Here is a 12,696-nt window from a genome sequence, read left to right on the forward strand (position 1 = left end):
GTGGATATGGACACCCGGGTGCCCATTCAGGAACTGCGGACAGGCTGGATTTGACCTTCCCACGATGGCAAGGTTTAGCCTATCCGCATCCAGAAGGAACCCCGGGAATCCGATCATGAGCACGCCCCGCGCCACTGCGGCCCCCGCAAGCCCTGCCACCATCAGCCTGCCCATCGAGGGCATGACCTGTGCCAGCTGTGTCGGCCGGGTCGAGGCGGCGCTGTCCAGGGTCGAAGGTGTGGGCAGTGTTTCGGTTAATCTGGCCACCGAGCGCGCGGATATCCGCCCGTCCGGTCCGGTCGATCGGGCCGCGTTGATCCAGGCGGTGGAGCGGGTGGGCTACGACGTGCCCGCTGCCACCACCGAGCTGTCGGTCGAGGGCATGACCTGTGCGTCCTGCGTGGGCCGAGTCGAACGTGCGCTGTTGGCCGTGCCCGGCGTCAGCCAGGCCAGCGTGAACCTGGCCACGGAGCGCGCCACGGTGCGTGGCGTGGCGGAAGTTGCAGCGCTGGTCGCCGCGATCGACAAGGCCGGCTATGACGCACGCGTGATTGAAGCCGGCGTGCAGTCCGATGACGAGGCCGCGGAAAAGAAGGATGCCGAGCGCGCCGAACTGAAGCGCGACCTGATCGTGGCGTCCGCGCTGGCGCTGCCGGTGTTCGTGCTGGAGATGGGGTCGCACCTGATCCCCGGCATGCACGAATGGGTGATGTCCACCATCGGCATGCAGGCCAGCTGGTACCTGCAGTTCGTGCTGACCGCGCTGGTGCTCGCCATCCCGGGCCGCCGCTTCTACCAGAAGGGCATCCCCGCGCTGCTGCGGCTGGCGCCGGACATGAATTCGCTTGTGGCGGTGGGCACTGCCGCAGCGTTTGGCTACTCGGTGGTGGCCACGTTCCTGCCGACGCTGTTGCCGGCGGGCACGGTGAACGTCTACTACGAAGCAGCGGCGGTGATCGTTGCGCTGATCCTGCTCGGCCGCTTCCTTGAGGCCCGGGCCAAGGGCCGCACCTCCGAGGCGATCAAGCGACTGGTCAATCTGCAGGCGAAGGTTGCCCACGTGGTCCGTGACGGCCGGACGGTGGATGTCCCGGTCAATGAAGTGCTGAGCGGCGACGTGGTGGAAGTGCGCCCGGGCGAGCGCGTGCCGGTCGACGGCGAGGTGGTCGAGGGCCGCAGCTACATCGACGAGTCGATGATCAGCGGCGAGCCGATCCCGGTCGAGAAGCAGCCGGGCAGCAGCGTGGTGGGCGGTACGGTCAACCAGAAGGGCGCACTGACGGTACGTGCCACGGCGGTGGGCGCGCAGACCATGCTGGCGCAGATCATCCGCATGGTCGAACAGGCGCAGGGCTCGAAGCTGCCGATCCAGGCGGTGGTCGACAAGGTCACCCTGTGGTTCGTGCCGGCGGTGATGCTGGCCGCGCTGGCGACCTTCGCAGTCTGGCTGATCTTCGGGCCCTCGCCAGCGCTGAGCTTCGCGCTGGTCAATGCGGTGGCGGTGCTGATCATTGCCTGCCCATGCGCGATGGGACTGGCCACGCCGACCTCGATCATGGTCGGTACCGGCCGTGGCGCCGAGATGGGTGTGCTGTTCCGCAAGGGTGAAGCGCTCCAGTTGTTGAAGGATGCACAGGTGGTGGCGGTGGACAAGACCGGCACGCTGACCGAAGGGCGCCCGCGCCTGACCGATCTGGAGATTGCTGCCGGCTTCGATCACAACACGGTGCTGGCGGCAGTTGCCGCAACGGAGTCGCGCTCGGAGCATCCCATCGCCCGCGCGATTGTTGATGCCGCGACCGGCCAGGGCATCGCGTTGCCGGGCATGGTCGACTTCGAATCGGTCACCGGCATGGGCGTGCGGGCCAGTGTCGAGGGTGCACGCGTGGAGGTCGGTGCCGATCGCTTCATGCGCGACCTGGGCGTGGACATCACTTTGTTTGCGACGCTGGCGGCAGAGCTGGGCATCCAGGGCAAGTCGCCGCTGTATGCCGCCATCGACGGCCGCCTGGCCGCAATCATCGCGGTATCCGATCCGATCAAGCCGAGCACGCCGGCCGCAATCGCGGCACTGCATCAGCTTGGCCTCAAGGTGGCGATGATCACCGGTGACAACGCTGGTACCGCGCAGGCGATCGCGCGCCAGCTCGGCATCGACGACGTGGTGGCCGAGGTGCTGCCGGAAGGCAAGGTCGAGGCGGTGCGCCGCTTGAAGGCCACACATGGCCATGTCGCCTTCGTCGGCGACGGCATCAACGATGCGCCGGCGCTGGCCGAGGCCGATGTCGGCCTGGCCATCGGCACCGGCACCGATATCGCGGTCGAGTCGGCCGATGTCGTGCTGATGTCGGGCAACCTGCAGGGCGTGCCGAATGCCATTGCACTATCGAAGGCGACGCTGGGCAACATCCGCCAGAACCTGTTCTGGGCCTTCGCTTACAACACCGCATTGATTCCGGTGGCGGCCGGCGTGCTGTATCCGACCTGGGGCGTGCTGCTGTCGCCGGTGTTCGCGGCCGGTGCGATGGCACTGTCCAGCGTGTTCGTGCTTGGCAACGCGCTGCGCCTGCGCCGCTTCCAGCCGCCGATGGCGGACGCCCCCGCCGTCACTCAGTGAGGGGGATGCCATGAACATCGGTGAAGCCGCCAAAGCCTCCAGCGTGTCGGCGAAGATGATCCGCTACTACGAACAGATCGGCCTGATTCCCGCCGCTGATAGAACCGAGTCGGGCTACCGGGCGTATTCGCAGGCGGATATCCACCGCCTGCGCTTCATCCGCCGCGCGCGCGACCTCGGCTTCCAGGTGGCCGAGATCGGCGACCTGCTGGGCCTGTGGAACGACACCTCGCGGCACAGCGCCGACGTCAAGCACCTGGCCGAACAGCACATTGCCGACCTGGAACAGCGCATCGAGCACATGCGGCAGATGGCCGACACGTTGAAGTCGCTGATCAGCTGCTGCGCGGGTGACGAGCGCCCGGAATGCCCGATCCTGGAGCGGTTGGGCGAAGACCATGATGCCCCGGTGCCGGTCGTCGCCGCCAAGACCGGCGCGGTGCGGCGACGCGCACAGAAGCATTGAATCGATATCGCGTGCACTGAAAAGCCCGCCCTGTGACAGTGCACGGGGCGGGCTTGGTTCTGGATGCAGTTCAGGGAATCAGGCAGTGCGAGGCGGGAAGCCGGCATCGTTCACCGCGGCGAACACCTGTTCCTGCGACGCGGTGGTCTGCACCTTGACCAGCCCGGTCGGCGGATCGGCCACCACGCTGGCGTTGGGATCGATCTGCTGGATCGCACGGGTCACGCTGCGCGCGCAGCCGCCGCAGGTCATGCCGTCGACATGGAATTCCATCTGTAGCTCCTTCGCTGCTCTTGGGATGGGACCAGTGTGCACCTTCCAACGATGGCAGGGTCAAGCGTCGGGCTGAACGACGAACAAGGCGCGGACAAAAAAAACGGCAGCCACCTGTACCAGCGCGGCTGCCGTGGAGGAACGTCCCCGCCAGGGCAGGGCATGGGTTGCGCCGGGACGTGCCCGGCCAACCCGGTGCGGGCTTAGAACTTCCAGTTCACGCCGAAGTACAACTGGCGACCGGCGTACAGGTTGGACAGCAGGCGGGCCTGGCTGTCGTTGCCGATGTAGCTGCGCAGCTCGGACTTGGTGGCGTTCAGCACGGCAGCCGTCACCGTCCAGTCCGGGGTCAGGTTGTAGGCCACGTTCAGGTCAAGCTGGCTGTACGGCTTGGTGTAGGTGGTCATGCCATTGTTCAGGCCGCCGACCACTTCACCGCGACGGTTGTACGAGGCACGCGCCAGGAACTTGTCGTTCTCGTAGAACACGGTGACGTTGGCCTGGTTCTTGGCGCTGCCGACCAGCGGCGATGAGCCGATTTCCTCGCCGTCCAGCACGATCGAGGCCAGGTTGGTGTCGTTGTAGGTGTAGTTGGCCTGCACGCCCAGACCGAAGTCGAAGGTGTACTGGCCATACAGCTCCACGCCCTGCGAAACGCCATCGCGGCCGTTGGCCTGGGTCTCGTACTTCTGCACGGTGACCGACTGCCCGCCGACGTTCATCTGCTGGTCGCGCACCACCGGCACGGTGAAGTTGTCCACGTTCTTGCGGAACAGCGAAACACCTGCGACCGCGCCCGGCTGGAAGTACCACTCCAGGCCCAGGTCGAACTGGACCGCCTTGAACGGCTCCAGCGCCTTGTTGCTGCCCGAGCCGTACCAGCCGGGCGTGTCGGTGCCGCCGGTGACACGGCGATCGTTGGCGTACTCCTCGCTGATGTAACGCAGGCCACCGGGATAGGCGATGCTGGTGTAGCTCGGGCGCGCGACCACCTTCGACGCCGCACCGCGCAGCACCAGGTTGTCGGTGATGTCCCAGGCAATGTTGAAGCTCGGCAGCACGTCGGTATAGGTCTTCTCCAGCGACGACAGGGCGTACACCTTGTCGCGCACCTGGGCGTCGGGCAGGCGGACGAAGCCACCCTGGCAGCGCAGGTTCGGATCGGCGGCCGGATCATCGCAGCTCATCGGCGCGCCGCTGGCGTTGTCGACGAAGTAGTCGTTGAAGCGCTCGACCGAGTCGCTGGACTGGGCGAACTGCTTGGTGCGCACCACGCGCACGCCGACGTTGCCGCGCACGCGCTCGGTGCGGAAGTTGGCCTGGAAGTAGCCGGAGTAGATCTTCTCGTTGACGTCGTAGACGAAGTCTTCTTCGGTGCGGTTGTGCGAGCCGCCGTAGGTCTTGTTCAGGTAATCGATGTAGGCCGGGTAGTTGATGCCCGGGAACACATTGGCGTTGAAGGCGCCGGTGATGTTGCTGATCGGGTTGGACAGGAAGAAGCCCGGCTGCGCGTTGCCAGCGGTCGGATCGCAACCGGCCTGGTAACGGTTGTTGTCATAGTCGGACGGGTCCAGGCCCGGGCACACCCAGTAGGTGTTGCCGGTGTTGCGGTGGACCTTGCCGTCGCGGTACTTGGCACCGAACTGGATCGAGTCCAGCCAGCCGGCCTCGAACAGCTTGGTGACGTCTGCCTGGAAGTAGTTCTGCTTGACTTCGGTCTGCATCCACGACGAGTCGGTGGAACCGGTATCGACTTCGGCGACGCCGGCCATCAGCTGCTGCTGCAGGTCGGGAGAGAACTGCACCGACGGCGTGCCGGTGAGGTCCCACGCGGTGTACTGGTTGCCGGACTGCCACTGGTTGCCCACCTTGCGGCGCGGCTTGGCCGACATGCGGAAGTTCATCGACGGACCACCTTCGGACCAGGTGCGGCCGCCGGTGAACGAGGCTTTCCAGAGGGGGCTGATGTCCCAGTCAATGGTCAGGTCCGCGGTCTGCGACAGTGCCTTTTCCTTGCTGTAGCCGCCGGTGAGCTGCGGGGTGGGGATGGTGCAGTCGTCCGGGCCCCAGCCACCGGGCTTGAGGCCGGCGGCAGCCGCTTCATCCTCGCTGCAGTAGTAGGTCTTACCGGCCAGCTTCTGGTACTGCGCGCCGGTGACGATGCTGCCGCTCGGATCGAAGTCCAGGCCATTGAGCAGGCGGCCGCCGGCCCAGTTGCCGTCCTGGTTGTAGCGGGCCAGGTTCCACTCCGGCACCTTCAGCATGTTCTGGGTGTAGTCACCCTGCAGCTCGAAGCGGAAGTAGTTGGCCGTCATCGTGACGTTGTCGACCGGCTTGAACTGGAAGGTCAGCTGCCCGCCCTTGCGTTCGCGCTTCTCTTCCTTCACCGCGAAGTTCACCGAGGTCGGCATGAAGAACTCACTGTAGTTCTTGCCGGTCTGGTTGTTGAAACCGGACTCGCCCCACCAGTAGTGGATGCCATCCTGCTCCAGCAGGTTGCCGTTGGCATCGCGGGCGGTGGTGCCGTTGCCGTACCACTGGTAGTCCTCGGTGCTGGCCTCCATGGTGCGGGTAGTGCGTTTCTGCTGGGTCACGCCTACCAGCACGCCGAAGCGCTCGTCCTTGCTGTGCCAGGAATACAGCGCCGACACCTGCGGATCGACGTCGTGGCTGGTGTCTGAGGTGGTGCCCTCCAGGTTCACGTAGCCGGAGTTGGATTCCATGTCGAGCGGACGGCGGGTATGCAGGATGACCGTGCCGCCGATGCCGCCTTCGTCGATGCGTGCTTCCGGCGACTTGAACAGCTCGGCGCTGGACAGCATGTTCGACGGCAGCAGGGTGTAGTTGAAGGAACGGGTGGCTTCGTTGTTGGTTTCCGAGGAGGCGACGAAGTTGCCGTTCAACTGGGTCAGGGTCAGGTCCGGTGCAAGGCCGCGCACGCTGACGCTCTTGCCTTCGCCACCGCTGCGGGTGATGACCACGCCGGGCACGCGCTGCAGTGCGTCGGCCACGTTCTTGTCGGGGAACTTGCCGACGTCTTCGGCGGTGATCACTTCGACCACGGCGTTGGCATCGCGCTTCTGCTCAAGGCTCTTTTCGATGGCGTAGCGGTAGCCGGTGACCTGGACGCTGTCCAGAGTCGTGGCGTCCTGCGAGCCGGTGGTCGTGGCCTGCTGCGCGGCGGCGCCTGCCGGAATGACGGCGGCAGCCAGGGCCAGCGCGATGGCCAGCGACAATGCGTCCTGGCCGTGCGTACGTGTTGAATGCTTCATTCCCATCTCTCCCTCTCTCCTGGATTGATCCGGTGACGTGGCACGGACAACTTGAATCGATCTAATTTGAAGTGAATTTGTCGCTGTCGCCATGCAGTGGCAGTAGCACCGCACGCGTGGCCTGGTGTACGTCCTGTTGCTGCTCCCCCAACTCCCGGCCATCGCAGCGTCGTCTTGGATCGATCTAAGCGATGGGCGGGCGATTTTTAGCATGGGTCGCCCTTGGGCGCATGCTGCTCCGCAATATGGTACTGGCGTGGCGTAGGAATGACGGTTTGCTGAAATCAGTGAAATCGTTTTCGTGCGCAGGGAGGGGGGGCGGCAGGGCTGCGCCCTGCACCTGCGGGTAGTGCCGGCCGCTGGCCGGCAAGAGCCAAAGCCAAAGCGGCTCTGGGTTGTCTGGGTTTGGCGGTGCGGTGTGGACTGGCAGGACACGCCGTAAACCCTTCCATGGGGGCTCGATGGCGCCATCCATGGCGCCAACGGTCCTGCCAGCCCACACCGCCCCACCTTTGACAGTTTCCCGGTGACGGTTGGACTGATCCTGGAACGACATGGGGTCATGGGGTCAGATCCGTTTTCCGTTGGAAAACGGATCTGACCCCGGATTGATTTCGATATCTGACAGAGATTCATCCACGCATGGCGTGGATCCATCCACAGATCGCGGAAATCTGTCGAAGGCGGGGTGGGTCCGGTTGCGGGGGTGTCCGCGGCATGGATGCCGCGGCCAAGCCCCCAGGGATGGGTTTACGGCGTCCCTCGCAACCGGACCCACCCCGCCATTCCACGGATCGCCGGCTTTTGCTGTTGCTTCGGCTGTTGCTTCTGAGGTTGCCGGCCAGCGGCCGGCATTACCGCGGGTGCAGGGCGCAGCCGTGCCGAATACACCCTCATGCTGCGCCGCAGAATGCATTCGGCTGAACCTGCATGCTCTACTTGAATCGATCTAAATTCACGGTCACGTGGGTCGGGCGTCATTCCAGGGGGAGCCTTCTGCCGGTCCAGGCAGAGCTCAGCGGAACGGTGCCGGAAGGCCCGGGCCGTCTGTCTCTGCGTCATCGACTACAGGAACCCGACATGCGTCCAGTGCCGTCCGCTCCCGCCGTCCCATCATCCTCGCGCCCGCTGGCGCGCCTGGCCTGCCTGCTTGCGCTGTCGGCGGCGCCGATGCTGCTGCAGGCCGCGCCGGCAGCGCTGGAGCGCGAGGTCAACACCTTCATCGGCAGCAAGGACGACGGCAACACGTTCCCGGGTGCGTCGGCGCCGTTCGGCCTGATCCAGGTCAGCCCGATCGGCAGCCACTATTCGGGTTGGCGCTATGACGACGAGAAGATCCGTGGCTTCGGCCACTCCTTCATCTCCGGTGCCGGCTGCTGGGAACAGGGCGGCCAGGTGTCGGTGCTGCCGGTCACGGGCTCGATCGGTCCGGGCGGTGATTTCGATACCGGCAACGCCAGGCAGTTCGACCACAAGGCCTACGCCGCGTCCTACACCCACGATGGCGAGGTCGGCCAGGCCGGCTACTACAAGGTGCGGCTGACCAGCTACGGCGGCATCGATGCCGAGGCGACCGCGCGTACCCGTGCCGCGGCCGAGCGCTACACCTTCAGCCAGCGCAGTGGCGATGGCCACGTGCTGGTCAATGTCGGCCAGGCCAACGAGCGCCATTCGGTGATCGGCAGCGTGGTCGATGTGGTCGGCGACCGCGTGGTCGAGGGCAAGCTGGTTACCAAGAGTTTCTGCGGCGGCCATCAGTACACCACCTGGTTCCGCATCGAGTTCGACCGTCCGTTCAAGGCGCATGGTACCTGGGGTGAGGGCGGCGGCCTGCCGGGCGCGCGCCACAGCATGGAAGGCGAGCAGAAGCCGAACGGTGCCTGGCTCAGCTTCGACCTGGCCAAGGGCCAGTCGGTGACGGCGGTCAGCGCGATCTCGCACGTGGATGCCGAAGGCGCGCGCACCAACCTGCGTGCCGAGGGCATGCAGGGTGGGTCGCTGCTCGGTTTCGACCGCATGCGCGCGCTGTCGCAGCAGGCCTGGCGTGAGCAGTTGGGCCGTGTACGCGTGCAGGGCGGCACCGCCGATGACCGCACCGTGTTCTACAGCGCGGTCTACCACGCGCTGCTGCAGCCGATGACCGGCAACGATGCCGATGGCCGCTACCGCGGCTATGACGATGGCATCCACCGTGCCGATGGCTGGACCTATTACGAGTACTTCTCGCTGTGGGATACCTATCGCGCGCAGAACCAGTGGCTGGCACTGACCCGCCCGGACGTGGCGCGCGACATCGGCCGCACCCTGCTGGCGATCGATGAGCAGGGCGGTTGGCTGCCGCGCTGGGGCTATGCCAACTTCGAAACCAACATCATGACCGGCGATCCGGTCACCCCGTTCATGGTCGACCTGTGGCGCTTCGGTGCACTCAAGGGCCGTGAATCGCAGGCGTGGGATGCGCTGCGCCGCAATGCCTTCGGCACGCCGCCGCTGAACTCGCGCATGGCCGGCCGCTCCGGCAACCCGACTTACTTGGACAAGGGCTACGTGGCCTATGACCGTGCATTCCCGTCCAAGGGCATGGACGTCGATCCGCACCACGGTGGTTCGGCCACGCTGGAGTACGCGCTGGCCGATTGCGCGCTCTCGCAGATGGCCGACGGCCTGGGCCATGCCCAGGATGCGGCGACGCTGCGCGAGCGCGGCCGCAACTGGCGCAAGGTGTGGGACCCGCAGGTGCGCGACGCCGAGACCGGCTTCACCGGGTTCCCGCGCCCGCGTACCGAGGACGGCCAGTGGTACACCCCGTCCGACGGCCATTACAGCCCGCGTTCGCACCACGGTTTCCACGAGGGCACGGCGTGGCAGTACCAGTGGCTGGCGCAGCAGGACGTGCCGGGCCTGGTCGAAGCGATGGACGGCCGCGAGCAGGCGGGCCGCCGCCTCGATGCGTTCTTCGCGATGGACGCGCTGCAGGCCGACCCGCTCAATGCCGCCCGCAAGGCGTGGGTGGTCGGGCCGTACAGCTACTACAACCAGTTCCGCTACAACCCGAACAACGAGCCGGACCTGCACTCGCCGTGGCTGTACACGCTGATCGGCCAGCCGTGGAAGACCGCGGCCGTGGTGCGTGCGGCGCAGCAGCTGTTCACCAATGCCCCCAACGGTGTGACCGGCAACGATGACCTCGGCACGATGTCGGCCTGGTACCTGTTCAGTGCCATCGGCGTGTACCCGGCGGTGCCGGGCAGCGGCCAGTTCCTGCTGCACACCCCGCGCTTCAGCAAGGTGGAAGTGGACATGGGCAATGGCCGCACCCTGCGCATCGACGCGCCGGGCGCCGATGGCCGCCGCCTGCAGTATGTGCAGGGCGTGCAGGTCGATGGCCAGGCGCATGCACCGGTGTGGCTGGACTGGAACCGCCTGCAGCAGGGCCCGCGCGTGCGCTTTGCGCTGGATGCGAAGGTGCCGGAGCAGGGCTGGGGCACGGCGGTGAAGGATCTGCCGGTATCCTGGTGCGCGGCACGGGGCAGCCAGCTGCGCTGAGCCGGACTGTGCCGTTCGCGGTGACCCAGCGAACGGCACGGCACGACACGGCCCTGATCCATTAGGCTTGAGCTTCCAGCGGAGTCCGGGAAGACGATGAACGACAACGGCAGCAGTCCCAGCAAGCGCGCCGGCAAGGCGGTGACGGTGACCGACATCGCGCGTGCGATCGGCGTGTCACGGGCAACCGTGTCGCTGGTGCTGCGCGGCAGCCCGCTGGTCAATGTCGATACCCGCGCCAAGGTCGAGGCCGAGCTGCGCCGCCAGCGCTATGTCTACAACCGCGCGGCGGCCAACCTGCGCCGGCGCACCTCGTCGAGCATCGCGCTGGTGATCAACGACCTGTCCAACCCGTTCTTCGCCGAATTCGCGTCAGGCGTGGACGAGGCGCTGGGCGGGCGCGGTTACGTGACGTTGCTGGGCAGCACCGGGGAATCGCCAGAGCGCCAGCAGGCCGTGCTGTCCACGCTGATGGAGCACACCCCGGCCGGCCTGATCCTGTCGCCGGCCGAGGGCAGCGACACCGCGCAGTTGCGGCAGGCGCTGGGCGCCAATGCCAACGTGCTGCTGTTCAACCGCGAACTGGCCGGGGCTGACTGGGACTTCCTGACCCTGGACAACCAGCACGGCGCCTATCTGGCCACGCGCCACCTGATAGAGCGCGGCCATCGCCAGATCGCCTTCTTCGGCGGCCACGCCGCATCCAGTTCCTGCCACCAGCGCCGCGCCGGTTTCCAGCAGGCGCTGGCCGAGGCCGGGCTGTCGCTGCCGCCGGGTTGGATGATCGAGTCGGCGCCGAACCGCCTGGAAGCAGCATCGCGCACCGATGAACTGTTTGCCGATGGCCATCGTCCGAGTGCGGCGGTCTGCTACAACGACACCGTCGCGCTGGGCCTGATGCTGGGCTTGAACTCGCGTGGCATCCGTCCCGGTGGCGACTTTGCCGTTACTGGTTTCGACGACATTTCCGAGGCTGCGGTGGCGGTGCCACCGTTGACCACGCTCACTGCCGACCCGCGCGAGCGTGGCCGGCAAGCGGCCGCGCTGCTGCTGCAACGGCTGGACGAACCGGATGCGCCGCCACGGCGCACGGTCGCGCCGGTGCAGCTGCGCATCCGCGAAAGCAGTGCTGCGCGACCGAACTGATTCCTTTCATACACCCCTTCCACGCAACAACGACCTTCCGCGCATCGAGGCGCGTACCGCATGCCGATCTCCGCAACGCCCCGTCCATCGGGTTCCTCGGGCAACGCACCCGCCGTCACCAACGGCAAGGCGTTGGCTGTCGTCACCACGATCTTCTTCATGTGGGGCTTCCTGACCTGCCTCAATGACATCCTGATCCCGCACCTGAAGGCGGTGTTCGAGCTGAACTACGCCAAGGCGATGCTGGTGCAGTTCACCTTCTTCGGCACCTATTTCCTGATGTCGCTGCCGGCGGGGCGGCTGGTGGCGGCGCTGGGCTACAAGAAAGGCATCGTCGCCGGCCTGGTGATCGCCGGCATCGGCGCGCTGGGCTTCTGGCCGGCGGCCGAACTGCGCGTCTATGGCGCCTTCCTCGGCGCACTGTTCGTGCTGGCCACCGGCATTACCGTGCTGCAGGTGGCCGCCAACCCCTATGTCGCGCTGCTGGGCCCGGAGCAGACCAGCTCCAGCCGCCTGACCCTGGCGCAGGCGCTGAACTCGCTGGGCACGGCCATCGCCCCGATCTTCGGCGGCATGCTGATCCTGTCCAACACGGTCAAGAGCGCTGACGACATCGCGGCGCTGCCGGCCGCCGAGCAGCTGGCCTACCGTGCCGCCGAGGCGCAGGCTGTGCAGGGTCCGTACGTGGGCCTGGCGGTGGCGCTGGTGCTGCTGGCGCTGTTCGTATTCCTGTTCCGCCTGCCGGCGCTGAGCGACGCCACCGAGCAGGCCGACCAGGGCCACCACCACAGCTACCTGGATGCGCTGCGCAAGCGCCACCTGCTGCTGGGCGTGCTGGGCATCTTCTTCTACGTCGGTGCCGAAGTGTCGATTGGCAGCTTCCTGGTCAACTACCTGTCGATGCCGAACATCGGTGGCTTCAGCGAGCAGCAGGCCACGCATTACGTGTCTGCCTACTGGACGATGGCGATGATCGGCCGCTTCGCCGGTTCGGCGCTGCTGGCGCGCTTCTCGCCCAGCCGTCTGCTGGCGATCTTCGCGCTGGTCAACGTGGCGCTGCTGGTCACCACCATGCTGAGCTCCGGCAACGTCGCGCTGTACTCGGTGGTGGCCATCGGCCTGTTCAACTCGATCATGTTCCCGACCATCTTCGCGCTGAGCATCGAGCGCCTCGGCCCGCTGACCAACAAGGGGTCCAGCCTGCTGATCATGGCCATCGTCGGCGGTGCCGTGGTGCCGTACCTGCAGGGCGTGCTGGCCGACCACATCGGCGTGCAGGCCAGCTTCATCCTGCCGCTGCTGTGCTACGGCTACATCATTTTCTACGGACTGGTCGGCGCGCGTACGCCGGCCTCCGCAACGCAGGGAGGCTGAGT

At 66.4% G+C, this 12,696-nt stretch carries 7 protein-coding genes; 5 read left to right on the forward strand and 2 right to left on the reverse strand.

Annotation, left to right across the window (positions count from 1 at the left end; translation table 11 throughout):
• Positions 1-115: 115 nt before the first annotated feature.
• Both AC5P5W_RS04545 and cueR read left to right on the forward strand, forming a co-directional pair.
• Positions 116-2,617: a heavy metal translocating P-type ATPase gene (locus AC5P5W_RS04545; protein ID WP_142234654.1), complete on the forward strand. Its 2,502-nt coding sequence runs from the start codon at positions 116-118 to the stop codon at positions 2,615-2,617.
• 10 nt (positions 2,618-2,627) lie between these two features.
• Complete coding sequence (gene cueR, locus AC5P5W_RS04550) at positions 2,628-3,083, forward strand: Cu(I)-responsive transcriptional regulator (RefSeq protein ID WP_049404083.1); 456 nt, start codon at positions 2,628-2,630, stop codon at positions 3,081-3,083.
• A gap of 78 nt (positions 3,084-3,161) precedes the next feature.
• Here the strand turns inward: cueR and AC5P5W_RS04555 are convergent, their stop codons facing one another.
• Together AC5P5W_RS04555 and AC5P5W_RS04560 are read right to left on the reverse strand one after the other, a co-directional pair.
• Positions 3,162-3,356 carry a heavy-metal-associated domain-containing protein gene (locus AC5P5W_RS04555; protein WP_008267227.1) on the reverse strand — a complete coding sequence of 65 codons (195 nt, stop codon included), beginning with the start codon at positions 3,354-3,356 and terminating at the stop codon, positions 3,162-3,164.
• A gap of 203 nt (positions 3,357-3,559) precedes the next feature.
• A complete protein-coding gene (locus AC5P5W_RS04560; RefSeq protein WP_014646962.1) occupies positions 3,560-6,634 on the reverse strand; it encodes a TonB-dependent receptor in 3,075 nt (1,024 codons plus the stop codon).
• Positions 6,635-7,708: 1,074 nt separating this feature from the next.
• Here AC5P5W_RS04560 and AC5P5W_RS04565 point away from each other — a divergent pair.
• From AC5P5W_RS04565 to fucP, 3 genes are all read left to right on the forward strand, one after another.
• Positions 7,709-10,174 carry a GH92 family glycosyl hydrolase gene (locus tag AC5P5W_RS04565; RefSeq protein ID WP_197574519.1) on the forward strand — a complete coding sequence of 822 codons (2,466 nt, stop codon included), beginning with the start codon at positions 7,709-7,711 and terminating at the stop codon, positions 10,172-10,174.
• Between the two features lie 96 nt (positions 10,175-10,270).
• Positions 10,271-11,320 carry a substrate-binding domain-containing protein gene (locus tag AC5P5W_RS04570; protein WP_197574518.1) on the forward strand — a complete coding sequence of 350 codons (1,050 nt, stop codon included), beginning with the start codon at positions 10,271-10,273 and terminating at the stop codon, positions 11,318-11,320.
• A 60-nt stretch (positions 11,321-11,380) separates the two neighbouring features.
• Positions 11,381-12,694, forward strand: a complete 1,314-nt coding sequence (gene fucP / locus AC5P5W_RS04575; RefSeq protein WP_032957977.1) for an L-fucose:H+ symporter permease — start codon at positions 11,381-11,383, stop codon at positions 12,692-12,694.
• The last annotated feature ends 2 nt before the right edge of the window (positions 12,695-12,696 follow it).

This window comes from Stenotrophomonas sp. YJH_SMC_123, from assembly GCF_059368215.1.